Genomic DNA, 20,502 nt, shown 5'->3' on the forward strand with positions numbered 1-20,502 from the left:
GCGTGGGCGGCCACACGCATGAAGACGTCTCTATTCGCCGGCTTCGAGCGCCGCCTCGCGGGCTGCGTTGAGCTCGGCCGCCTTGGCTTCGACCAGTTCGACGATCTCGTCGACCATCTTTGCGTTGTCGAGTTTGCGGGCGATCTTGCCGTTCAGGTAGACCATGCCCGCGCCCTTGCCGCCGCCGGTGAAGCCGACGTCCGTGTAGAGCGCTTCGCCTGGTCCGTTGACGACGCAGCCGATGATCGACAGCGACATCGGGGTGGCGATGTGGGCCAGCTTCTCCTCCAGGGTGGCCACCGTCTCGATGACGTTGAATCCCTGACGGGCGCAGGAGGGGCAGGCGATGATGTTGACGCCCCTGTGGCGCAGGCCCAGCGACTTCAGGATATCGAAGCCGACCTTGATCTCCTCGACCGGGTCAGCGGCCAGCGAGACGCGGATGGTGTCGCCGATCCCGGCCCACAACAGGTTGCCCATGGCGATGGACGACTTGATCGTGCCGGTGCGAAGCGGACCCGCCTCGGTCACGCCGACATGCAGCGGACAGTCGATGGCTTCGGCCAGCTGGTGATAGGCGGCGACGGTCAGGAAGGGGTCAGACGCCTTTACCGAGATCTTGAACTCGTGGAAGTCGTGGTCCTGGAGGATGCGGGCATGGTTCAGCGCGCTCTCGACCATGGCGTCGGGGCAGGGCTCGCCGTATTTTTCCAGCAGCTCCTTTTCCAGCGAGCCGGCGTTGACGCCTATGCGCATGGAGCAGCCATGATCCTTGGCGGCCTGGATGACTTCCCTGACCCGGTCGGCGTTGCCGATATTGCCCGGATTGATGCGCAGGCACGCGGCGCCGGCTTGGGCGGCCTCGATGCCGCGGCGGTAGTGGAAATGGATGTCGGCGACGAGCGGGACCTTGGCCTCGCGCGCGATGGTCCTGAAGGCGGCGGTGGAGTCCTCGTCGGGGCAGGAGACGCGGACGATGTCGGCCCCCGCCTCTTCCAGCTCGCGGATCTGGTTGATCGTGGCGTTGGCGTCCGAAGTCGGAGTGTTGGTCATCGACTGGACGGTAATGGGCGCATCGCCACCGACCGGCACTTTTCCCACCATGATCTGGCGGGACTTGCGGCGCTCGATATGACGCCAGGGACGGATGTGGGAGTGGTCAGCGCTCATGACGGCTCAATATAGGGCCGGTGCGGAGACAAGGCCATGACGCGTTAGGTTGACCTCTCCCTGCCCCCAGGAGAGGAGATATCTATCAGCGGACCAGCGTCTGTTGTCCCGTCGAGACCGTCTGGACCACGGCGGCCTGTGTCTGCTGGGCGGCCTGGGCGGCGGCGCGGGCGGCGGCGGCCTGGGCGGCCTGGGTCTCGGCCTCGATCCGGGCGGCGGTCTGACGCGCCATGCCGGCGGCGCGGGTGTTCAGCTGGTTCAGCGGGGTCAGGACGCCGGTCAGGCCGCCGCCGTGCTCGCCGTTCAGATAGACGTCGAAGGCGGTCGGGTCCGACACGTCGATGGTGGCGGCCACGCCGATGGGTGCGCGCCAGGCCTCGCCGGCGGCCAGCTGGCGGGCGAACAGAACCTGTCCATCGCCCAGGCGCACGACCAGGGCGCCGGCCTTCCTGGCCTGGAGCACGACCTGGGAGGCGGTGGCCGATGCGCCGTAGATGGCGCCGCGCGGGTTGAAGGCGGCCTGAACCGGGGCGGTCGGGGCGGCCGTGGCGGCGGCGATCGCGGCGGTGTCGGCCGGGTCGATGCCGGTCAGCTGGGCTTCGAGGCCGGGCGTGATGTAGAGGGCCGGGGTGGTCTGGTCGGCGGGCGCCGGATGCGGGGCGCCGACACGCAGGTGCTCTTGGCCCGGCACGTCGCCCAGGCTCCAGCTTTCCGGGACCTCGGCGATGTCCGAGGGCTGGGGCGCACGGATCAGGCTGACGCGCTGAAACACGTTCCAGCCGATGACGGCCACGGCCAGGATGACGACCACGCCGATGATGCGCGGCGAATAGCGACGGACTTCCTCGAAGGCGACGCCGGTCGGAGCCTGAAGCGGCACCGAGCCGTCCGGCGTCTCGCGCTTGTAGCGCTCGACGGCCAGCTGTTCGTCCAGCCCGAGCGCGTGGGCGTAGGCGCGCACGTAACCGATGGCGAAGACGCGCGACGGCAGGGCCGACTGGTTGTTCTCTTCCAGGGCCTGGAGATAGCGTTCGTGCACTCGCGTATCCGCGGCCAGTTCGGCCATGGACTTGCCCGACAGTTCCCGCGCCTTGCGCAGGCCGTCGCCCAGAGTCGCTGCCTCTGTGATGGAGGGCACGGGGTCCTTCCAATCCGGGTGAGCCCGAAACTCGTCGGGGATGTTCCCCGTATCCAGCGCCATGACGCCCAACCCCATACTCGTCGCGAAAGCTGGAGCCTCCCGCGCCGTACTCGACCAGGGACCGTCTACCACGTTGGTGTGACGGGCCCCGCCTCCCCCCGGAGGCGCACGCATATCGTCTTGTGGATAACCCATTTTCGCCGCCGCTTCAACGTCGTGTTAACGGTGAACCGATCCCGATGCGGGACCCTTCAAAGACCGACGTTCAACTTCCGGGCCAGACTTTCGATTTCGCTCCGGATCGATCCGGCCGAGGATCCGAGCAGGTTGTTCATCCCGCGCCTCGCAGCCGTCAGGTCGGTCGACAGGATCATCCGCTTGACCGGACCGACGCCGCCGGCCGGAGCCGACAGGCGGGTGAAGCCGAGACAGAGCAGGGCGAAGGCCTCCAGAGGACGGCCGGCCAGCTCGCCGCAGACCGAGACGGGCGTCCCCGTTTCGAGACAGGCCTTCTGGATGGCCTGCAGCGCCCGGAGCGCAGGCGGCGACAGGGGATCGAACCGGTCAGAGACCAGCGGGTTGGTCCGGTCGGCGGCGTACATGTACTGGAACAGGTCGTTGGACCCGACCGAGACGAAGTCGGTCAGGGGCAGAAGCGCATCGAGGTGCCAGAGCAGGCTCGGGCATTCGATCATCGCCCCGACCCGCAGGGTGGCCGGCAGGGGGCGTCCGCGACGCCGGGCCCAGTCGCACTCGACATCGACCAGCTCCCGCGCGGCGCGGAATTCGTCCACCGTGGCGATCATCGGGAACATGACCCGGAGTTCGCGACCGGCGCCGGCGGCGAGAAGGGCGCGGAGCTGAAGACGCAGCAGGGAGGGACGGTCGAGACCCAGGCGGATGGCGCGCCGTCCCAGGGCGGGATTCTCCTCCCGCTCCGTTGTCTCCATGTACGGCAGGACCTTGTCGCCGCCGATGTCGAGGGTGCGGAAGGTGACGGGCCGGTCCCGGGCCGCGTCCAGCACGAGCTTGTACAGGGCCGTCTGGGAGTTCAGACGCGGCAGCTCTTCCGAGACCATGAACTGGAACTCGGTGCGGAACAGGCCGATGCCCTCGGCGCCCGTCTCGTCCAGGTTCTCCAGATCGACGGCGAGGCCGGCGTTGGTCAGGAGGGTGATGCGCGTTCCGTCGGCCGTGACGGCCGGGACGTCGCGCAGCTTGGCGAACTCGGCCTGCCGTTGTTCACGCACGGCCATGCGCGACTGGACCGATTCCAGCATGTCCGGCCGGGGACGCAGATGGGCCTCGCCCGTCTCGCCGTCGACGATGACGAGATCGTTCTCGCTGAGACGGTCGCGTACACCTTGAAGGCGGCCGACGCAGGGGATCTGCAGCGCGCGGGCGACGATGGCGGCATGGCTGGCGGCCGAGCCCTCCTCGATCAGCAGGCCCTTCAGCTTGTGGCGCGGATATTCCAGCAGGTCGGCGGGACCGAGATTGCGGGCCACCAGGATGGCGTCGTCGGGCAACTCCCGCTGACCGGGGTTCTCGCCGCCCAGCACCCGCAAGAGCCGGTTGGCCAGGTCCTCGAAGTCGTGAAGCCGCTCCTTGATGTAGGGATCGCGGGCCTGGGCGAAGCGGGCGCGGTGCTCGTTGCGCACGCGGTCGACGGCGGCTTCTGCGGTCAGGCCGCCTCGCACGGCCTCCTCCAGCGACCGGTTCCAGCCCCGGTCGTCAGCGAACATTCGATAGGTTTCCAAGACCTCGAAGGACTGGCCCGACAGCTTGCCCTGACCGCCGTCCAGAAGGGCGTCGATGGAGGCCTTCAGCGTCCGCAGACCTTCGCGCAGCCGGATTTCCTCGACCTGCTGGTTCTCGGCCAGCAGCCGTTCCGGGGCCAGGGGCGCCTCGTGCAGGACGACGTGACCGAAAGCCAACCCTTCCGCGAACCTCTGTCCCTTGATGCGTTCGGGGCGGTGGGGCGCGACCTCGACGTCGCGCAGCTCCTCCAGCGCCATCAGCTCGCCCGAGGCGACAGTCTCGGCCAGGACCATGGCGATGGTCTGGATGTCCTCGACCTCGTCCTCGTCATAGCGACGCTCGGCCCGGTTCTGGACGACGAGCACCCCGATGGCCCGACCGCCGCGCAGCAGGGGGGCGCCGAGGAAGGCGTGATACGGATCCTCGCCCGTTTCCGGCCGGTAGGAGAAGCTGGGGTGAGACGGTGCGTCTGACAGGCTGATCGGCTGGGCCAGGCGCGCGACCTCGCCCACCAGACCCTCGCCGGGCTTCAGCCGGGTGTTGTGAACCGCGTCGGGGTTCAGGCCCTGGGTGGCGAACAGCTCGAGCTCGCCCGACGCGCGCCGCAGATAGATGGAGCAGACTTCGGCCACCATCGACTGGGCGATGGTGCGCACGACGACGTCGAGGCGACCCTGCGCCGGGCCGCCGTCGGCCATCGCCTCACGGATCTGGCGCAGGAGGACGCGGGGTCCCCTGGTCATCGATCCGCCCGCTATGGCCATCCCGTCTCCCTGTCAGCGCCCTAGATGGGACGCGCCTCCTGCTTCGCCATAGCCCATCGCGGGCGCGGGTCGAACCCGGTATCCGTGAATATCGTTATCGTCGCTTATGCTTACAGGAATATTCGCCAGATCGTGTGCGCGCAGAGGATCGTGAGGCCGAGCGCATGCAGGCCAGGTGATCGAATGAAGGCCAGAGCGGCCGGGATTACGACGCGCGGCAGGACCAGAACCCCGATCCAGTAGGCGGTCTCGCCGAGCGGTTCGAACCCGCTCCTGGCGAGGTTGTAAGCCATGCTCAGCAGGGGCGGGATCACGAGCACCGCCATAAGCGTCTTGCGATGGGTGATGTAGTAGTCTTCGAACGAGGCGCTGCCTTCGCGGGCGGGCGTCATGCCGTGACTGACGAAGATGTAAGGCGCCGCCATGCCGATGCACATCATCAGGGTCACGGGCTCCATGGTTAGGCTGTCATGGACGGCCCAGAAGGACGTCCAGCCCTGTGCAGCCGACAAGAGAATGAAGAGGCACAGGAGCGGCGGGGGCAGACCGACCTTCACCTCCGGGCTCGAACGCCACATCTCGGCGACGTTGTTGGTCGCATTGGCGACGGCCAGACCCAGCAGCAGGCCATAGAAGGTGAAGATGTATTCGAAGCCGCTCATGACCTGACGCTCACGCCCCGGCCAAGCGCCGACCAGGTCGTCACCTAGACCGCTTCCAGCCCATAGGCCGAGTGAAGCGCTCGCACGGCCAGTTCGGCATAGGCGGCGTCGATCAGGACGCTGATCTTGATCTCCGAGGTCGAGATGGCCTGGAATTTGATCCCCTTGTCCGCCAGGGCCTTGAACATGGTCTGGGCGACGCCGGCGTGACTGCGCATGCCGACGCCGACGACCGAGACCTTGGCCACGTCCTCGTCGACGCGCAGTTCCTCGAAGCCGATCTCGGCCTTGGCGGCGCTCATGAGGTCGGCGGCGCGGGTCGCGTCGCGGCGGCCGGTGGTGAAGGTCAGGTTGACTGCGCCTTCCGTGCGGGCCTGGGACTGGACGATCATGTCCACGTTGACGCTGGCCTCAGCCAGGCGGGTGAAGACGTCGGCGGGAGCGTCGACCCGGTCAGCCAGGCCCAACAGGGTGATACGGGCCTCGTCACGGCTCATGGTCACGCCGGACACGATGCGTTTTTCCACGATTTCCTCCTCGTCGCAGATCAGGGTGCCGGCCTTGGCGGGCAGATGGCCGTTCTCATCGGCCTCGATGAAGCTGGACAGGACCCGCACCGGGACCTGCATCCCCATGGCCAGTTCGACCGACCGGGTCTGAAGCACCTTGGCGCCCAGCGACGCCATTTCCAGCATCTCCTCGTAGGAGACCTTCTCCAGCCGCCGGGCCTTGGCCACGATGCGTGGATCGGTCGTGTAGACCCCGTCCACGTCGGTATAGATGTCGCAGGCGCAGCCCAGAGCGGCGGCCACCGCGACCGCAGACGTGTCCGACCCGCCCCGACCCAGGGTCGTGATGCGGTTGGTCGGGGACACCCCCTGGAAGCCGGGAATGATGGCGATCTCGCCGGCGTCGAGCGCGGCGCCCAGCACATCGCCCGGAACATCGACGATGCGGGCGCGAGCGTGGTCCTCGTCCGTCAGGATCGGCACCTGCCAGCCCATCCAGCTGCGGGCGTTGAACCCCATGTTGCGCAGCGTCAGGGCCAGAAGACCCGAGGTCACCTGTTCGCCCGAGGCCACGACGACGTCGTACTCATCGTCCGACAGCGGCAGGCCGGGGGCGGCCGCGCCGGCGCCGTCGGTCCAGGCGACCAGTTCGTTGGTCTTGCCGGCCATGGCCGAGACGACGACAGCCACCGAATGGCCGGCCTTGACCTCTGCGGCGACGATGCGGGCGGCGCGGCGGATACGCTCCAGGTCGCCCATGGAGGTGCCGCCGAACTTCATCACCAGTCGCGTGTTGGTCGGCCGCGTCATCGTGGCGAACATCCCCGTCTTGCCAGAGGGCCGCAAAAGAGGTTCACCCTTGCGCCCATGGCCGCTTCTACCGACCCGTCGCCGATGCGCAAACCCCAAACGCAGCAAGGTTTTTCCGATGTGGCCGAAGGCGCCTCGATCGACCCCGCCGATGTGGCCCGCTTCTCGGCCCAGGCGGCGGAGTGGTGGGACGCCAAGGGACCCTTCGCGCCCCTGCACAAGTTCAATCCGGCGCGGCTGACCTTCATCCGCCGGAGCCTGGCTGAACACTTCGGCCGCCACACGAAAGCGCGGGCCGCGTTCGAGGGGTTGAGCCTGATCGACATCGGCTGCGGCGGAGGCCTGATCGCCGAGCCGATGCGGCGGATGGGGTTTCAGGTCACCGCCGTCGACGCCTCGTCGGAGAATATCGGCACCGCCCGCGCCCATGCGGCCGAGCAGGGACTGGACATCGCCTATCGAGCCGCGACGGTCGAACAGGTTGAGGCGGAAGCTGCGGGGCCTTTCGATGTTGTCCTGGTGCTGGAGATCATCGAGCATGTGGCCGATCCGGAGGCCTTCCTGCGCGCCTGTTCGCGGCTGGTGGCTCCGGGTGGGATCATGATCGTCGCCACCCTGAACCGCACCCTGAAGTCGCTGGCCCTAGGCAAGTTCGCGGCCGAATACGTGCTGCGCTGGGTGCCGGCCGGGACTCACGACTGGCGTCAGTTCCTGAAGCCCCAGGAGATCCGCGACATGCTGGAGGGCGAACCCTTCACGATCACCGGTCCGTTCGGCCTGAAGTACAATCCGCTGTCCGGCCGCTGGAGCGAGGGCGCCGAGGCGGAGATCAACTACATGATGCTGGCCGCGCGGGACTGACCGCCAAGCTTACGGCGATTTCATCTAGCTGTCGGACTTGTAACGGGATTATGGCCGGCCAAGCTGGCATCCAGGCTCCATCGCAATGGAGACCTCCCCGATGAAACGCCTTCTGATCCTCGCCGCCGCCGCGTCCGCCGCCGTCCTGACCTCGGGCTGCATCATGGTCAACGGCGCCGACGTCTCGGACGACACGGCCTGGCACGGCAACAACGCCCAGCCGTTCGACGGCGCGCGCGACGACTGCCACCGCACGACCGACAGCGACCACGCTTTCCGCGCCTGCATGGCCGACAAGGGTTGGACCCGCAGCTAGACCGGTCGCGTCATGTAGCGGGCGTCGGAGCCGTAGCTGGTCAGTTTGGCCGCCATCTCCGGCGTCTCTCGCACCTCGAAGCCGTGTCCGCGCCAGAAGTCGACGGCGTCGTTGACGGCGACCAGCGCGATCGTCGCCCAGTCGCCGGTCTTCGCCAGATCGACCACCGCCTGCACGGCCGGCTTCGACCAGCCCTGACCTCGCACAGCCGGGGTCAGGGCGAGGTCGTGCAGATACATCACGCCCGCGCCCGCCGGGATCGTCTCGATCAGGGTGTTCAGCGTCGGTGCTGCCTCGGCCCGCCAGGGATAGGCGACGATATAGCCCTCCAGCCCTGCCCCGCTCTCCAGCACGAAACAGCCCTGAGGGTTCAGCGCCAGCCGGTTGGCGAACATCGGCCGCCCCTCGAAATGGTTCGGAAAGCCGATGACCGCGATTTCGGCCACCCGATCGAGATCCGCCTCGGTCATCGGCCGCCAGCCAGCATTCAGGGGTTCGGGCATCTCGTATTCAACTCGGCCTTGTCGAAGCGCCAGTCCATCGACTGTTCGCGGTCGCCCATATGGCCCTCGATCCGGGCCGTCAGGACGTCTCCGGTCCGCTGATAGATGACCCGCTGGGGAAAGTCGTTGTCCAGGTTCTGGAACACCGCGCGACCTTCCGTCGCCTCGATCAGGCCAAAGGCTGTCGGCGGCGCCCCGCCGGGCTGGGCGACATAAGACACTACGCCGTCCACCGGCGCGATCCGGGCGAACTCGAACGAGGCTCGCCCCCGCGAAACCGTCGTCGCGGCTCCAACTAGGATTCCTCCGCGCGGGTCGGTCCAGGTCTCCGACGCCTCGCCCCCATTGGAGCAATCCAGCCAGTAGCCGGCCATCCATGACAGGTCGGGGGTGGCAGGCGCGGCTTGCAACAGGCCGGCGGCGATCAGGGCGGCAAGGGTCATGGTCTCATCCTCCAGGCCGCTCCGGGCGGCGGCGGATCGAAGCTAGGCCGAGTGCGGCGGACCCGGCTTGTAGGTTTGCGACGCGATGGCGCGGGCCAGTTCGACCTGTTCACGAGCCCATTCGGTCGCGGTGCAGCCGAGGAAGCGGCGGAAGTCCCGCGCCATCTGCGGCTGATCGAAATAGCCGGCGCCCAACCCTGCCTCCAGCCAGCCGGAGGCCTCCTCACCCGGCTGGACGTGGTCGAACACCCGGCGGAAGCGGATGACCGAGCGCAGCATCCGGGGTGAAATCCCGACGCGGTCGAGGAAGCGGCGCTGCAAGGCGCGCTGCTCGGCGGGAGAGCGGTCGGGCGTGGGCTGGTCGTCCATCATGGACCCGACCTCGGCGCGCACCGCCGGGTCGATCGTCCAGCCCTGTTCGAGACGCAGGGCGTCCAGCCGGTCCGTCATGGCTCTCGCCTGAGCCTTGGGGTCGCCGGGGGGCGGGGCGACGCCCTTCAGCCGGGCGACCATGTCGAGACGCGCATCGGTGGCCGTGCTGACAGCCGCGCCCAGCCAGTCGCGGGCTCCGTCGGGATGGAAGCGGACCGCGACCAGTTCGACCGGGCCGACCGGACGAATGGCTATGGGCCGGGTCATCTGGCCGGCGAACAGGGCGGGCGGCTGGAGGCGCCAGCCGCCGTCCGGCCCCTGCTCCTCATAGGGCGAGCCGATGTCGAGGATCAGTTCGGCGCAGCCGTCCGGGGCGATGCGTTGGACCGTGTCGGAGGGGGCGGGGTTGGCGTAGGTCCAGATCACCTTGACCCACGCGGCCAGGGATGGAGGCGGCGGAAACTCGTCGTAGCGCTCCCCCTCGCCCAAGCGTCAGTTTGCCTTCGACGGATCGACCGGGGCCGGCGGCAGGGGCGAACAGGGAACGCCGTCTTCCTTCAGCTTCTTCACCTCGGCGGGTGTCGCCTCACCGTAGATCTCGCGGTGTTCGGACCGGCCCTCGTGGATGTCGCGGGCCTCGCGGGCGAAGGCGTCGCCGACATAGTCGAAATTCTGCTCGACGTGGCTGCGGACCTCGCGGGCGGCCTCCATCATCATCGCCTGCATCTTGCCAAGGTCGGGCGCGGGAGCGGACTTCTTCGTGCCCGCCACGGCCGGGGCCATGATCTGTTTCGACACGGCGCGCGAAGCACAGAAGGGGCATTCGACGAGGCCGCGCGCCGCTTGATCGTCGTAGTCCGAAGACGAGCCGAACCAGGCCTCGAACGGGTGGTTGTGGTCGCAGGCGAGGGCGTAGCGGATCACAGCGGGCCTGCGAAATCACGGTCGTGACGGAGGGCCGGGACCGAAGATCGGGCCTTCTCAACGGCGGCGAAGTCGAGCCGGGCGTGCAGCACGCCGGGCTCGTCGTGATCCAGCTTTGCGATCACCTCGCCCCAGGGACCCACGACGGTCGAACGACCCCAGGTCTTCCGCCCATCCTCGTGCGTCCCGCCTTGTGCGGGGGCCAAGACAAAGGCGCCGGTCTCGATGGCGCGGGCGCGCAGCAGGGTCTCCCAGTGGGCCTCGCCCGTTGGGACGGTGAAGGCGGCGGGGACCGAAACCATCGACGCCCCAGCCTTGGCCAGCCGGCGGAACAGGTGAGGGAAGCGGATGTCGTAGCAGACCGCCAGACCTAGACGACCCCAGGGCGTATCGGCCACGACCGCGCCGTCGCCGGGCCGAATGGTCGAGCTTTCGCGATAGGTCTCGCCATTCGGCAGGTCGACGTCGAAGACGTGCAGCTTGTCATACCGGGCCACGATGCCGCCGTTGGCGTCGATCAGCAGGGAACGGTTGGCTGCCCGGTCGTCGCCCTCCTGCTCCGACTTGACGATGGCCGATCCGATCAGGATCCAGACGCCCAACTCCGCCGCCAGATGGCGCACGGCCACGACCACCGCGTCCTGTCGCTCGCTGACGATGGCGAGGCCACGTCGGTCCTTGCGTTGTTCCAGAAGGTTCGAACCCTCGGGCGTCAGGATGAATTTCGCCCCCTCGGCCGCGGCCTGACGGATCAGGGGCTCAATGCGGGCCAGCGCCTCGGCCTGCGTCGTCGGGGTGCGGGTCTGGATCAGGGCGACGGGCAAACCTGGAGTGGCGCCTTCGGACATCAGGCCGCCAGGAGCTCGTCGAGCTCGCCGCGCCGGTCGAGGGCGTGCATGTCGTCGGAGCCGCCGATGTGTTTTCCGTCGATGAAGATCTGGGGGAAGGTGGCCTTGCCGCCCGATTTCTCGATCATCTCGGCCTTCTTCTCTGGGTCGTTGGAGGCGACGATCTCGGTGAAGTCGACGCCCTTGCGCGCGAGCAGGCCCATGGCCGCCATGCAATAGGGGCAACCGGGTTTGGTGTAGAGGACAACGTCGGCCAAGGCAGAATCTCCGCAATTCAAAATCGACCGTGCACGGCGCAGGCCTGACGATCGAACCGTTGGCCTATCTAGGCAGTTCCCGCGCGGTGCGCACCCTCGCGATGACGGCCAGATCCACGGCGCGGGCTCCGGCGTCGATCAGAGCCTTGGCGCAGGCCTCGGCCGTGGCCCCGGTGGTCAGGACGTCGTCGATCAGCAGGATGCGGCGGCCGCGCACCGATCGCGCCCCAAACTCGGAGACGGCGAAGGCCGATTTCACATTGAGTTTCCTGCCCCTCAGGCTGCGGCCGCCTTGCGTTTCCGTGGCGCGGGCGCGGACCAGGGCGTCGGGCAGGTAGTCGCGCTTCGCGGTCCGGGCCAGCGGCCTGGCGATCTCAGCGGCCTGGTTGAACCGCCGGGCGAGAAGGCGAGACGGGTGAAGGGGCACCGGGACCACGGCGTCGCAGTCCTCGACCAGCGGCGCGGCGGCGCGGCTGAGCCAGCGAGCAAAGAGCGACGCGAACTGCTGCTGGTCGCCATGTTTGAACTTCAGGATCAGGCCCCGCGAGGCGATGTCGTAGACGCAGGCGGCGCGGCACCGAGCGAAGGCATACGGCTGGGCCAGACAGGCCGCGCACCGGTCCGAGGCGAAATCGCCGCCGTCGTATTCGAACGCCGCGCCGCAGCCGTCGCAGACGGGGTCCTCCAGAAAGATCACCCGGCTCCAGGCGTTCGCCGTCAGGCCCGCGGCGGCCGTGGCCTCGCGGCTGTCGTGGGCGAGCGGCGGCAGGATCAGGTCGGCCAGACCTCGCCCAAGCGACGTCAAGCCGCGACGGATCCGCGACCGTCCGTCTTCCCAACGCTCGCTCCAGCCCCCATCCTGAAAACCCATGACCGAAACCGGCCCTCCCCTGATCTTCGACGCCGCACGACGGGCGGCCCGGCTGGCGCGGTCGGAGCGACGATTTAGCGACGCCGACTTCCTGCACGCCCGCGCCGCCGAGAACGCCGTGCTCAGCCTGGAGGCGACCTTGCGGGAGTTTCCGGCCGCCGTCGACCTGTCCGCGCATCCGGGACCTTTCGCCGAAGCGCTCGCAGCCAGCGACGCGGCCGGGCGGGTCGGCGCTCCGCGCGCGGTCAGGGATCGGTCGGAACGGGCCGCGCCGGGCGCGCGAACGCTGGAAATCGAGGCAGGATCGGTGGATCTGATCGTGTCGCTGATGACGCTGCACTGGGCCAACGATCTGCCCGGCGCGCTGAGCCAGATTCGGCGGGCGCTGAAGCCGGATGGGCTTTTCCTGGGCACGCTTCTCGGAGCGGGAACGCTGAAGGAGCTGCGCGGCGTGCTGACGGAGGCCGAGCTGGCCGAGCGCGGCGGGGCGCAGGCGCGGGTATCGCCCTTCGCCGACGGGTTCGATGGGGCAGGTCTCTTGCAGCGGGCGGGGTTTGCTTTGCCGGTGGCGGACGTGGACCGGCTGACCGTGCGCTATCCGGACCTGTTCGCCCTGATCCGCGACCTCAGGGCCATGGGGGAGACCAATGTGCTGGCGGGGACGATCCGCCCGCTGACGCGGCCGATCATCGCGCGAGCCGCGGTCCTCTACTCGGAGCGATATGGCGAGGCGGACGGCCGCATTCCGGCGACGTTCGAAATCGTCAACCTGGCCGGCTGGGCTCCGCACGAGAGCCAGCCCAAACCCCTGCCGCGCGGCTCGGCCAAGACCCGGCTCGCCGACGCTCTTGGCGTCGTCGAGCACGGGCGCACTCGAACCTAGAGCGGGGCGGCGTCGACGAGGACTTCGGTGCGACGACGCAGGGGTTCGGCCACGCCCGACGGGGTCGTCGCGCCTTGGTCGCCCGCAGCGGCCAGTTCGAAGGCCGGCGTGGGCCAGCCTGCGGCCACGAGCGCCTCGGCCACGGCGATGGCGCGCTGTTCGGACAGAGCCTGATTCGCGTCGGCGGTGCCGGTCGCGGAGGAGAGGCCCAGCACGCGAACCGTCCTGATCTGACAGCCCTGCAACTGGCTGGCGGTCAGGCCGATCGCGGTTCGCGCCGCATCCGTCAGCTGCGCCTGGTCCTCCGCGAAATAAATGTCGAACCGCTTTGCCGCACAGGTCGAGGGTTCCGCCACCAGCGCCTCCCGGCTCGGCGTCCCCATGGTGGAACAGCCTGCCAGCGTCACGGACGCCAGACCCGCCGCCCAAATCATCGATCGCATCGTCATTCGCCGCCTCCTGAATTCTTCGAAGTCGTCATGGCCGGACCCGGCAGACCAAGGGCGGCCCGTTATCAAACGAGCCGCCCCCGAAAAAACCTTTCGGTTCAGCGTCTTAGTAGCGACGTTGGCCGTTTTCCCAGTAGCACTCGGTCTGGCGGTTGTCGTAGCAGTAGTAGTAGTTTCCGCGGTTATCGCGGTAGCGTTGCTGGTTGTTGCGGTCGGCTTGCGAGCCGCGGACGGCGCCGACGGCGCCGCCGGCGAGGCCGCCGATCAGAGCGCCGGTGGCGGCGTTGCCCGAGCCGACGTTGTTGCCGATGATGGCGCCGGCGACAGCGCCGAGGCCGGCGCCGATGGCGCCTTGGCGGACAGTTTCGTTAGAGCCGTTGTTGTAGCCGTAGGGATCGCTGGCGCAGGCCGTGGCCATGAGGCCGGCGGCCCCGATCGCGATAATCGCCTTCTTCATAGGATGGTCCTTCATTCCTGATGTTCGCCCCGGGAGCGAGAACGCTGGATTACGGCACAGGTTCCGCGCCTATGCTGTGGGCTAACGATGACATATGACTGCAGGGCGGACGCGCGAGGGGCGTGGCTCGCATCACGCCAGTCGCTGGGGAGTTTCGATATGCGTTTTCCTGAACCGGTCCGGAATGCTGACGACCACGCCAGCCCCGTCTGGGCCCGCACCAAGCGCCGGTCGGGCGGCGGAGGCGGCGGCTTCGTCGGCTTCATCGTCACCCTGCTGGCCCTGTTCGGCGTTCTGACGGCGGTCCTCGGGATCAAGGAGCAGTCGCTCGCCGAGGGCGGGGCGATCATGGACGGCTGGATCACCGCCGGCGTCAATCAGGGCAGGACGCTGATCGGCCAGGCTCCGGAAGCCGCCGAGGTCGCCGCCGACAAGGCCGGGAACGCTGCCGAGAAGACGGGCGACGCCCTCGAAGCCGGCGCCGCGACCACAGCGGACGCTCTAAAGGCGCAATAGCGAAGCTTGTCCGGAACGCCCCGGTAAGCGGAGCGTTCGGGCGGCATGACTGAAACCATCCAGCCCCACGTCGACCCCTCGACGTCCGAGACCGTGGCCTCCGAGGTTCAGGGTGAGGGCGCGCGCGCCCTGACCAGCCACGTCGAGATCAAGCGGGTGGTCGTTCTGGTCAACCCCCTGTCGGGATCCGTCGGACCGCGTGCGGCCGCCGAGGTCGAGCGCATCATGGCCGACTATCCCTGCGAGGCGGAGGTGGTCGAGCTGGTCGGCGACACGATGAACGCCCAGATCGACGCCGCCCTGGCGTCCGAGCCCGACGTGCTGTTCGTCCTGGCAGGGGACGGCACGGCGAGGGCGGCGGCGTCCAAGGCCGGGCCCAAGGGTCCTCTGGTCGCGCCGCTGCCGGGCGGCACGATGAACATGCTGCCCAAGGCTCTCTACGGCACGACCGACTGGAAGGCCGCCCTGCGCGACGCCCTCGAGAACGGCGCCCCACATTGCGTCTCGGGCGGCAAGGTGGAGGGCGAGGCCTTCTACTGCGCCGGCATATTCGGCTCGCCCGCACTGTGGGCCCCGGCGCGCGAGGCGGTGCGCGAGGGCAAGCTGAACCTGGCCTGGACCTACGGCCGCCGAGCGCTCCGCCGCGCCTTCTCGGGCAAGATCCGCGTCGAACTGGATCTGGGCAAGGCGCGCCGCAGCGAGGCCCTGGCCCTGATCAGCCCGATGATCTCGCGCGCCCTGGACGAACCGGTCGGGCTGGAGGCGGCGGCCATGAATCCCGCCGACGCGGCCGAGGCTTTCCGCTTGGCGGCCAATGCGGTGTTCAGCGACTGGCGTCAGGACCCTTCGGTGGTGACCCAAGCCGCGCGGCTGATCCGCATCCGGGGCCGGTCGCGCATTCCGGCCGTGCTGGACGGGGAGCCGACCCTCCTGCCCAACGACGTCACCGTGGTCTTCATCGCCAAGGCTTTCCAGGCCCTGGTCCCCGAGCCGCCCGCGGCCGAGGACAGCGTTTGATGGGGCGCGTCCTCCAGTTCTCGGACATCCATTTCGGGGTCGAGCATCGGCGTGCGTGCGCCGCCGCCCTCGAGTGGGCGCACGAGAGCCCCTCCGACCTCATCCTGATCACCGGAGACATCACCCAGAAGGGCTATCCGGACGAGTTCGCCGCCGCCGGCGCCTGGATCAAGGCCATGCCGACACCACGCTTCGTCATCGTCGGCAATCACGACGTGCCCTACTGGGACGTGGCGGCGCGGCTGTTTCATCCCTGGCGGGCCTTCGAGGCGGCGACAGGCCATCCGGCCCACGACGGGGAGTTCATCTCCGATACGGTCATGGTGCGGGGCGTGGTCACCGCGCGCGGATGGCAGGCCCGGCCCAACTGGTCCAAGGGCGTCATCGACCTGGATCAGACTCGCCGAGCGGCCGAGGCCTTGAGGCAGGCGCCGGTGGGCGCGCTGAGAATCCTCGCCTGCCATCACCCGCTGATCGAGATGATCGGCACGCCGATGACCGGCGACGTGAAGCGCGGCGACGCTGCGGCCCAAATCTTCGCCGAGGCCGGGGTCGACCTGATCACCACGGGCCATGTCCATGTGCCCTTCGCCCTGCCGATCGACCTGTCGGACCGCTGCTCCTACGCCATCGGCTGCGGGACCCTGTCGCACCGGGAGCGGGGCACGCCGCCCAGTTTCAACGAGATCGTCTGGGACAAGCACCAGATCACCATCAACGCCATCGCCTGGACCGGCTCGCAGTTCGAATGCAGCCAGTCCTGGAAGATGCCGCGTCGTCAGGACACCCGACACCCCGAGACCGCGCCCGACCCAGCGGCGCCCGGTGAGAAAGAGGCGGCGGCGGTCTGATGCGGGCGACGGTGATCTGTCTGGCGACGGTCATCGGCCTGGTCGGAGCGAGCGCGCCGGCGAGGGGTCAGACCGCTCCTCCGACCGAAGCTCGCGAACCTCATCTGCAGGGGCTGACCGCCGAAGAGGCTGCGGTCCTGATCGGCAAGTTGCAGGACGCGCAGGAGAAGCTCCGGCGCGGCGAAGCGATGTATTTCGAACTAATGTCCGGCGCTCCGGCCTCCTACCCCCAGACGACGATGTCGCCGCGCGAGGCGTTCCTCGCCGCCGACTTCAGCCATCCGTTTCAGATCACTCGACCGCGGATCGACAATCCCCTCTGGAAACCGCACCAGCTCATTCTCGCGCCCGACGGGCCGGGCAACCTCCTTGCCGATGTCGAGGTGGTGCTGGGCTTCTATGGCGACCTCGATCGGGTGAAGATCTACTATCGGCCGCCCCACCCGTTCTGACCGCCGGCCAGCGCCCGCAACGCGACCGTGACGGCGGAAACGGCTTTGGATCGGAATGGGAGGTCACGTCGCGTCGGTCGGCAGGGAGACCTCTGACAAAAAACCGCGACCCGAGGGCCGCGGCTGTTGTCTTCGTCAGCCGGACTGGCCGGCTATATTCGCGTTCCACGACCCCGCAGTCCGCCCGCGACCAACGAGATGACGAACAGGATGATGGCGATGACCGCCACGAACTTGGCGATTTCGAACGAGAAGTTGGCGATCCCGCCGAAGCCGAGAACCGCGGCGACCAGGGCGACAACCAGGAAGATGATGGCCCAGCGAAGCATGTCGCTCCTCCGTGCTAGGGGTTGATGACAGGCGCCGCCCAGCTTCGACGCCGCCTGTCCGATCAACGCCTTGCGGGTGTCGCCGTTCCGCTTATCGGCGATATCCCCGGCGGTGCGGCTTCTCGGTGAAGGCTGCCGCGACCATGGTGGCCAGCGCCGGGTTGCGCAGGAAGATCCAGCCGCCGGCGAGCGCCGCCACCGTGCCGAGGATCGGACGCGACCGGAACAGGGCGAAGGCGCGCTGCCCCAAGCCCAGGTCTTCGTCGGCGTAGTCGTCCTCGTCGTCGTGATGTCCGCCCGAGGCGTTCAGGAAGACAACGGCCACGATCACGGCCGCCAGGGCGAAGACGCCGGCCGTGATGGCGGCGGCGCCCAAAGGCGGCAGGACGAGCGCCAGAGAAAAGTATAGGGTCGCGCCGAGGGCGACGACGACGACGAAGGATGAGGCGGCGACCACGAAGGCCGCCGTCAGCTTCTTGACCAGCCCCTTGCCGATCATCAGCGGCGACGGCCCGCGAGCAGCAGGCCGAGGACCACGCCGACGCCGAGCGCGATGGCGGTCGACTGGACAGGGCGCTCCTGAACGCGTTCCGTGATGTAGCGCTGGGCTTCATCGAAACGCTCCGAGGCGTCGTCGTAATATTCGCGACCACGCACGCGGGCCTGGTCGTAGTAGCCGCGGGCCTGTTCGCGCAGTTCGTCGGCTCGCTCGCGGACGCGGGCGTCGGCCTCGGCGGCCTTTTCGCGCAGCCGGGCCTCGGTCTCGGTCGCCTTGGCCTTCAGGCGCGCGGTTTCCTCGCGCGCACCGACCTTGAGGTCCTCCTTGAGGGTCTTGAGGTCGTTCTTGATGTCTTCACGAGCCTTCGAGGTCGCCATGATGCCGCGCTCCGTTTTTTTTCAGCTTGGCCGTTGATACAGGCCTCGTGCGGTCAACGCCAGATTACGGCGCCGGTTCCTTCGCTGATGCAGCAAGGTAGGGCTTAGGTCGTTAGGGCTTAGGGCTTAGACGTTGGAGCGCATGGATCGCTTCTAAGCCCTACTCACTAAGCCCTAAGCCCTCTAAACCTCACCCATGACTTCCTACCTCTTCGCCCCCGCCCCGACCCCGTCCCTGCCGATCGTCGGCGATGCGCGCCGGTTTCCCGTCCGGCGCATCCTGTGCGTGGGCCAGAATTATGCGGCCCATGCGCGCGAGATGGGCAACGACCCGGCGCGGCAGGAGCCCTTTTTCTTCTCCAAGCCCGCCGATGCGGTGGTCGTGGACGGGGCGAACCCGGCCTATCCGTCTGCGACCGAAAACCTGCATTTCGAAGTCGAGCTGGTCGCCGCGATCGGAGAGGGCGGGGCGGTGGCGGGCTGGGCCGTCGGCGTCGATCTGACGCGGCGTGATTTGCAGGCCAAGGCCAAGGAGAAGGGCCGGCCGTGGGATGCGGCCAAGGGATTCGATCAGTCCGCCCCCTGCGGCGCCCTGACCCTGGGCGCCTTGCCGGACCCGGCGGCGGCCATCGCCCTGACCGTCAACGGCGAGACGAAACAGTCGTCCACGCTGGCGGAGATGATCTGGAACCCGGTCGAGATCGTGGAGAAGGCCGGGACCCTGTGGGCGCTGCAGCCCGGCGACCTGATCTTCACCGGCACGCCGGAAGGCGTCGGGCCGCTGATGAGGGGTGACGCGGTGGAGGCACGCATCGAGGGCCTGGAGACGCTGAGGTTCACCGTCAAATGATCCTGCACGGCTATTTCCGCTCCAGCGCCGCCTATCGCACCCGCATCGCCCTGAACCTGAAGGGCGTCGACTACGACCAGCATGACATCGACCTGCGCACCGGGGCGCAGCGGTCGGAGGCCTTCCTCAAGCTGAACCCGCAGGGCTTGGTGCCGGCGCTGGAGGTCGATGGGACGGTCATCACCCAATCGACGGCCATCCTCGAATGGCTGGATGAGACCTACCCCGAGCCGGCCCTGATGCCGGCCGACGCCATCGGTCGGGCGCAGGTTCGGGGGATGATCGGGCTGATCGCTTCGGACATCCATCCGCTGAACAATCTGCGTGTGCTGAACGCCCTGCGCGGGACCTTCGGCGCGGATCAGGATCAGATCGACGCCTGGGCCGGGGGCTGGATGACGCCGGGGTTCGAGGCCCTGACGGCGCTGACGGCGAAGCAGGGCAAGGGCTGGCTGCATGGCGCTGCGCCGACCCTGGCGGACTGTTACCTGATCCCGCAGCTCTATTCGGCGCGGCGGTTCAATGTGGACCTCAGGCCCTTCCCGGAACTGACGGCGATCGAGGACAAGGCCCTGGCCCATCCCGCCTTCGCCAACGCCCATCCGGACCGGCAGCCGGGCGCCGACTGACCGAGCCGCGTTCCGTCGGTAAGGAACCAGCAGGGTTTCCCTCAGCATCGCTTAAGCATTGCCGGTGCAGAGTGCCGGGGTGAACCCAGGCGTTTCCCCTTCTCCGGCCGCGAAGCTGGCCCTCGCGGTCGTGACCGAGCCTGAGCGCGCGCTTCCCGCGCCGGTCGGCGCCCGCGAAGAGGCGATGCGCACCCTGTTGCAGACGGCCGGAGACGCCGGCGTCGGCCTGATCGCCACTCGCCCGACCGGCGACGGCGAACGCATCCTGGGTCAATCCTGGCCCTTCCCCTCGCCCTTCAGCGTTTCGGTGCGGACCGTGGCCCTCGCCGAAGGTCTGGACCGGGTCGAGGCCCGCGCCCGGCGGTCTCTGGAGCGGATGGGTCTGCCGCGCGGCGATGTCCTCCTGTGCTCGGGCGCGAGCGACCTCGCCGGGGCCGAGGGTCGCGCGCTGTGGGACCGGATGTCGGCGCTGAAGGACAAGGGCCTCTACAAGCGCATCGGCTTCATGGCCACGATGGAGGACGGGCCCGTGCTGCTGGCGCGCCGGTTCCAGCCGGACGTCGTTCAGATGCCCTGCAACATCCTGGACCAGCGGCCGGTGACGGAAGGCGTGCTGTCGGAACTGGCCGGGATGGGCGTCGACGTCCACGTCTCGTCGGTGTTCGCGCGGGGTCTGTTGTTCACCAATCAGGAGAACCTGCCGGCCTATCTGGCCGAGCACGGGGTCGCCCTGTCGCGCACGCGCCGCCGTCTGGCCGAGGCGCGGATCGATCCGATGCAGGCGGCGCTGGCCTTCTGCCTCGGCCTGCCGCCGGCGGCTGCGGTCGTGGCCAGCGTCGCTTCGGCCGCCGAACTGCGCGCTGTCCTGGCCGCCGCCCACGCGCCGCGTCCCAATCTGGACTGGGACGCCTTGGCCTTCCAGGAGCCGGCCGTGCTGAGCGCGGGCTACCGCCAGCAGGTCGCGGCCTAGACATCTTCGCT

General features: G+C 68.5%; 27 protein-coding genes. 10 read left to right on the top strand and 17 right to left on the bottom strand.

The features are described from left to right. Window positions 1-30: 30 nt before the first annotated feature. From ispG to O5O43_RS15120, 5 genes are all read right to left on the bottom strand, one after another. Window positions 31-1,170, bottom strand: coding sequence for a flavodoxin-dependent (E)-4-hydroxy-3-methylbut-2-enyl-diphosphate synthase (ispG, locus tag O5O43_RS15100; RefSeq protein ID WP_271084724.1), 1,140 nt, complete (start codon window positions 1,168-1,170; stop codon window positions 31-33). Window positions 1,171-1,255: 85 nt separating this feature from the next. Next, window positions 1,256-2,308 carry a helix-turn-helix transcriptional regulator gene (locus tag O5O43_RS15105; RefSeq protein ID WP_271084725.1) on the bottom strand — a complete coding sequence of 351 codons (1,053 nt, stop codon included), beginning with the start codon at window positions 2,306-2,308 and terminating at the stop codon, window positions 1,256-1,258. A 254-nt stretch (window positions 2,309-2,562) separates the two neighbouring features. Continuing rightward, window positions 2,563-4,815, bottom strand: a complete 2,253-nt coding sequence (gene ptsP / locus O5O43_RS15110; protein WP_271084726.1) for a phosphoenolpyruvate--protein phosphotransferase — start codon at window positions 4,813-4,815, stop codon at window positions 2,563-2,565. Between the two features lie 131 nt (window positions 4,816-4,946). After that, window positions 4,947-5,498 (bottom strand): hypothetical protein, encoded by a 552-nt coding sequence (locus O5O43_RS15115; protein WP_271084727.1) that lies wholly within the window; start codon window positions 5,496-5,498, stop codon window positions 4,947-4,949. A gap of 44 nt (window positions 5,499-5,542) precedes the next feature. Then, a complete protein-coding gene (locus tag O5O43_RS15120) occupies window positions 5,543-6,817 on the bottom strand; it encodes an aspartate kinase (protein ID WP_271086446.1) in 1,275 nt (424 codons plus the stop codon). 84 nt (window positions 6,818-6,901) lie between these two features. Between O5O43_RS15120 and ubiG the strand changes: the two genes are divergently transcribed. Both ubiG and O5O43_RS15130 read left to right on the top strand, forming a co-directional pair. Further along, a complete protein-coding gene (gene ubiG / locus O5O43_RS15125) occupies window positions 6,902-7,678 on the top strand; it encodes a bifunctional 2-polyprenyl-6-hydroxyphenol methylase/3-demethylubiquinol 3-O-methyltransferase UbiG (RefSeq protein ID WP_271084728.1) in 777 nt (258 codons plus the stop codon). A 100-nt stretch (window positions 7,679-7,778) separates the two neighbouring features. Beyond that, entirely contained in the window at window positions 7,779-7,994 is a 216-nt protein-coding gene (locus O5O43_RS15130; RefSeq protein ID WP_271084729.1) for a hypothetical protein, read from the top strand. On the opposite strand, the gene O5O43_RS15135 is transcribed toward O5O43_RS15130, so the two are convergent. The 7 genes from O5O43_RS15135 to O5O43_RS15165 all read right to left on the bottom strand — a co-directional run bounded on the left by O5O43_RS15135 (window position 7,991) and on the right by O5O43_RS15165 (window position 12,212). Beyond that, window positions 7,991-8,497, bottom strand: a complete 507-nt coding sequence (locus O5O43_RS15135; RefSeq protein ID WP_271084730.1) for a GNAT family N-acetyltransferase — start codon at window positions 8,495-8,497, stop codon at window positions 7,991-7,993. The genes O5O43_RS15130 and O5O43_RS15135 overlap by 4 nt on opposite strands. Beyond that, window positions 8,482-8,940, bottom strand: a complete 459-nt coding sequence (locus tag O5O43_RS15140; RefSeq protein WP_271084731.1) for a DUF6265 family protein — start codon at window positions 8,938-8,940, stop codon at window positions 8,482-8,484. Before O5O43_RS15140 ends, O5O43_RS15135 begins: the two co-directional genes overlap by 16 nt. A gap of 42 nt (window positions 8,941-8,982) precedes the next feature. After that, window positions 8,983-9,801 (bottom strand): DUF6597 domain-containing transcriptional factor, encoded by an 819-nt coding sequence (locus tag O5O43_RS15145; protein WP_271084732.1) that lies wholly within the window; start codon window positions 9,799-9,801, stop codon window positions 8,983-8,985. Window positions 9,802-9,804: 3 nt separating this feature from the next. Beyond that, window positions 9,805-10,236: a DUF1178 family protein gene (locus O5O43_RS15150; RefSeq protein WP_271084733.1), complete on the bottom strand. Its 432-nt coding sequence runs from the start codon at window positions 10,234-10,236 to the stop codon at window positions 9,805-9,807. Beyond that, on the bottom strand, window positions 10,233-11,084 hold the full coding sequence (locus tag O5O43_RS15155; protein ID WP_271084734.1) for a carbon-nitrogen hydrolase family protein: 852 nt from the start codon (window positions 11,082-11,084) through the stop codon (window positions 10,233-10,235). Before O5O43_RS15155 ends, O5O43_RS15150 begins: the two co-directional genes overlap by 4 nt. Next, the gene (gene grxC / locus O5O43_RS15160) at window positions 11,084-11,341 is read right to left on the bottom strand and encodes a glutaredoxin 3 (RefSeq protein WP_271084735.1); all 258 of its coding nucleotides are present in this window, start codon (window positions 11,339-11,341) and stop codon (window positions 11,084-11,086) included. Before grxC ends, O5O43_RS15155 begins: the two co-directional genes overlap by 1 nt. Window positions 11,342-11,405: 64 nt before the next feature. Next, window positions 11,406-12,212: a ComF family protein gene (locus O5O43_RS15165; RefSeq protein ID WP_271084736.1), complete on the bottom strand. Its 807-nt coding sequence runs from the start codon at window positions 12,210-12,212 to the stop codon at window positions 11,406-11,408. Here O5O43_RS15165 and O5O43_RS15170 point away from each other — a divergent pair. Then, on the top strand, window positions 12,211-13,095 hold the full coding sequence (locus O5O43_RS15170) for a methyltransferase domain-containing protein (RefSeq protein ID WP_271084737.1): 885 nt from the start codon (window positions 12,211-12,213) through the stop codon (window positions 13,093-13,095). The two genes, O5O43_RS15165 and O5O43_RS15170, sit on opposite strands and share 2 nt — an antisense overlap. Here O5O43_RS15170 and O5O43_RS15175 read toward each other — a convergent pair. Continuing rightward, complete coding sequence (locus O5O43_RS15175) at window positions 13,092-13,544, bottom strand: OmpA family protein (RefSeq protein ID WP_271084738.1); 453 nt, start codon at window positions 13,542-13,544, stop codon at window positions 13,092-13,094. The two genes, O5O43_RS15170 and O5O43_RS15175, sit on opposite strands and share 4 nt — an antisense overlap. 106 nt (window positions 13,545-13,650) lie before the next feature. Beyond that, window positions 13,651-14,001 (bottom strand): YMGG-like glycine zipper-containing protein, encoded by a 351-nt coding sequence (locus tag O5O43_RS15180; protein ID WP_271084739.1) that lies wholly within the window; start codon window positions 13,999-14,001, stop codon window positions 13,651-13,653. 159 nt (window positions 14,002-14,160) lie between these two features. Between O5O43_RS15180 and O5O43_RS15185 the strand changes: the two genes are divergently transcribed. Genes O5O43_RS15185 through O5O43_RS15200 form a run of 4 tightly spaced genes read left to right on the top strand, consistent with a single transcriptional unit; the run spans window position 14,161 to window position 16,837 of the window. Next, the gene (locus tag O5O43_RS15185; RefSeq protein WP_271084740.1) at window positions 14,161-14,517 is read left to right on the top strand and encodes a hypothetical protein; all 357 of its coding nucleotides are present in this window, start codon (window positions 14,161-14,163) and stop codon (window positions 14,515-14,517) included. A 45-nt stretch (window positions 14,518-14,562) separates the two neighbouring features. Beyond that, window positions 14,563-15,534 (top strand): diacylglycerol kinase family protein, encoded by a 972-nt coding sequence (locus tag O5O43_RS15190; RefSeq protein WP_271084741.1) that lies wholly within the window; start codon window positions 14,563-14,565, stop codon window positions 15,532-15,534. Further along, on the top strand, window positions 15,534-16,385 hold the full coding sequence (locus tag O5O43_RS15195) for a metallophosphoesterase (protein WP_271084742.1): 852 nt from the start codon (window positions 15,534-15,536) through the stop codon (window positions 16,383-16,385). The genes O5O43_RS15190 and O5O43_RS15195 overlap by 1 nt, the downstream gene beginning before the upstream one ends. Then, window positions 16,385-16,837: a hypothetical protein gene (locus tag O5O43_RS15200; RefSeq protein ID WP_271084743.1), complete on the top strand. Its 453-nt coding sequence runs from the start codon at window positions 16,385-16,387 to the stop codon at window positions 16,835-16,837. Before O5O43_RS15195 ends, O5O43_RS15200 begins: the two co-directional genes overlap by 1 nt. Window positions 16,838-16,989: 152 nt before the next feature. Here O5O43_RS15200 and O5O43_RS15205 read toward each other — a convergent pair whose 3' ends face one another. The 3 genes from O5O43_RS15205 to O5O43_RS15215 form a co-directional block, all read right to left on the bottom strand. Further along, on the bottom strand, window positions 16,990-17,166 hold the full coding sequence (locus tag O5O43_RS15205) for a DUF1328 domain-containing protein (protein WP_271084744.1): 177 nt from the start codon (window positions 17,164-17,166) through the stop codon (window positions 16,990-16,992). A gap of 91 nt (window positions 17,167-17,257) precedes the next feature. Next, on the bottom strand, window positions 17,258-17,665 hold the full coding sequence (locus O5O43_RS15210; protein ID WP_271084745.1) for a hypothetical protein: 408 nt from the start codon (window positions 17,663-17,665) through the stop codon (window positions 17,258-17,260). Continuing rightward, entirely contained in the window at window positions 17,665-18,042 is a 378-nt protein-coding gene (locus tag O5O43_RS15215) for a DUF883 domain-containing protein (RefSeq protein WP_271084746.1), read from the bottom strand. Before O5O43_RS15215 ends, O5O43_RS15210 begins: the two co-directional genes overlap by 1 nt. A gap of 196 nt (window positions 18,043-18,238) precedes the next feature. Between O5O43_RS15215 and O5O43_RS15220 the strand changes: the two genes are divergently transcribed. The 3 genes from O5O43_RS15220 (at window position 18,239) to O5O43_RS15230 (ending at window position 20,491) form a co-directional block, all read left to right on the top strand. Further along, window positions 18,239-18,892, top strand: coding sequence for a fumarylacetoacetate hydrolase family protein (locus O5O43_RS15220; RefSeq protein ID WP_271084747.1), 654 nt, complete (start codon window positions 18,239-18,241; stop codon window positions 18,890-18,892). Further along, on the top strand, window positions 18,889-19,521 hold the full coding sequence (maiA, locus tag O5O43_RS15225) for a maleylacetoacetate isomerase (RefSeq protein ID WP_271084748.1): 633 nt from the start codon (window positions 18,889-18,891) through the stop codon (window positions 19,519-19,521). Before O5O43_RS15220 ends, maiA begins: the two co-directional genes overlap by 4 nt. A gap of 79 nt (window positions 19,522-19,600) precedes the next feature. Then, window positions 19,601-20,491 carry an aldo/keto reductase gene (locus O5O43_RS15230; RefSeq protein WP_271084749.1) on the top strand — a complete coding sequence of 297 codons (891 nt, stop codon included), beginning with the start codon at window positions 19,601-19,603 and terminating at the stop codon, window positions 20,489-20,491. Window positions 20,492-20,502 lie beyond the last annotated feature (11 nt).

Origin of the sequence: Brevundimonas sp. NIBR11, assembly GCF_027912535.1 — a bacterium.
Classification (GTDB): domain Bacteria; phylum Pseudomonadota; class Alphaproteobacteria; order Caulobacterales; family Caulobacteraceae; genus Brevundimonas.

What these genes read in the sequence shown, in the direction of transcription:
- ispG (WP_271084724.1), bottom strand. Translation starts at nt 1,170, where the DNA reads ATGAGCGCTGACCACTCCCACATCCGTCCCTGGCGTCATATCGAGCGC.
- ptsP (WP_271084726.1), bottom strand. Translation starts at nt 4,815, where the DNA reads ATGACCAGGGGACCCCGCGTCCTCCTGCGCCAGATCCGTGAGGCGATG.
- O5O43_RS15115 (WP_271084727.1), bottom strand. Translation starts at nt 5,498, where the DNA reads ATGAGCGGCTTCGAATACATCTTCACCTTCTATGGCCTGCTGCTGGGT.
- O5O43_RS15120 (WP_271086446.1), bottom strand. Translation starts at nt 6,817, where the DNA reads ATGACGCGGCCGACCAACACGCGACTGGTGATGAAGTTCGGCGGCACC.
- ubiG (WP_271084728.1), top strand. Translation starts at nt 6,902, where the DNA reads ATGCGCAAACCCCAAACGCAGCAAGGTTTTTCCGATGTGGCCGAAGGC.
- O5O43_RS15130 (WP_271084729.1), top strand. Translation starts at nt 7,779, where the DNA reads ATGAAACGCCTTCTGATCCTCGCCGCCGCCGCGTCCGCCGCCGTCCTG.
- O5O43_RS15135 (WP_271084730.1), bottom strand. Translation starts at nt 8,497, where the DNA reads ATGCCCGAACCCCTGAATGCTGGCTGGCGGCCGATGACCGAGGCGGAT.
- O5O43_RS15140 (WP_271084731.1), bottom strand. Translation starts at nt 8,940, where the DNA reads ATGACCCTTGCCGCCCTGATCGCCGCCGGCCTGTTGCAAGCCGCGCCT.
- O5O43_RS15155 (WP_271084734.1), bottom strand. Translation starts at nt 11,084, where the DNA reads ATGTCCGAAGGCGCCACTCCAGGTTTGCCCGTCGCCCTGATCCAGACC.
- O5O43_RS15170 (WP_271084737.1), top strand. Translation starts at nt 12,211, where the DNA reads ATGACCGAAACCGGCCCTCCCCTGATCTTCGACGCCGCACGACGGGCG.
- O5O43_RS15165 (WP_271084736.1), bottom strand. Translation starts at nt 12,212, where the DNA reads ATGGGTTTTCAGGATGGGGGCTGGAGCGAGCGTTGGGAAGACGGACGG.
- O5O43_RS15175 (WP_271084738.1), bottom strand. Translation starts at nt 13,544, where the DNA reads ATGACGATGCGATCGATGATTTGGGCGGCGGGTCTGGCGTCCGTGACG.
- O5O43_RS15180 (WP_271084739.1), bottom strand. Translation starts at nt 14,001, where the DNA reads ATGAAGAAGGCGATTATCGCGATCGGGGCCGCCGGCCTCATGGCCACG.
- O5O43_RS15185 (WP_271084740.1), top strand. Translation starts at nt 14,161, where the DNA reads ATGCGTTTTCCTGAACCGGTCCGGAATGCTGACGACCACGCCAGCCCC.
- O5O43_RS15190 (WP_271084741.1), top strand. Translation starts at nt 14,563, where the DNA reads ATGACTGAAACCATCCAGCCCCACGTCGACCCCTCGACGTCCGAGACC.
- O5O43_RS15195 (WP_271084742.1), top strand. Translation starts at nt 15,534, where the DNA reads ATGGGGCGCGTCCTCCAGTTCTCGGACATCCATTTCGGGGTCGAGCAT.
- O5O43_RS15200 (WP_271084743.1), top strand. Translation starts at nt 16,385, where the DNA reads ATGCGGGCGACGGTGATCTGTCTGGCGACGGTCATCGGCCTGGTCGGA.
- O5O43_RS15205 (WP_271084744.1), bottom strand. Translation starts at nt 17,166, where the DNA reads ATGCTTCGCTGGGCCATCATCTTCCTGGTTGTCGCCCTGGTCGCCGCG.
- O5O43_RS15210 (WP_271084745.1), bottom strand. Translation starts at nt 17,665, where the DNA reads ATGATCGGCAAGGGGCTGGTCAAGAAGCTGACGGCGGCCTTCGTGGTC.
- O5O43_RS15215 (WP_271084746.1), bottom strand. Translation starts at nt 18,042, where the DNA reads ATGGCGACCTCGAAGGCTCGTGAAGACATCAAGAACGACCTCAAGACC.
- O5O43_RS15220 (WP_271084747.1), top strand. Translation starts at nt 18,239, where the DNA reads ATGACTTCCTACCTCTTCGCCCCCGCCCCGACCCCGTCCCTGCCGATC.
- maiA (WP_271084748.1), top strand. Translation starts at nt 18,889, where the DNA reads ATGATCCTGCACGGCTATTTCCGCTCCAGCGCCGCCTATCGCACCCGC.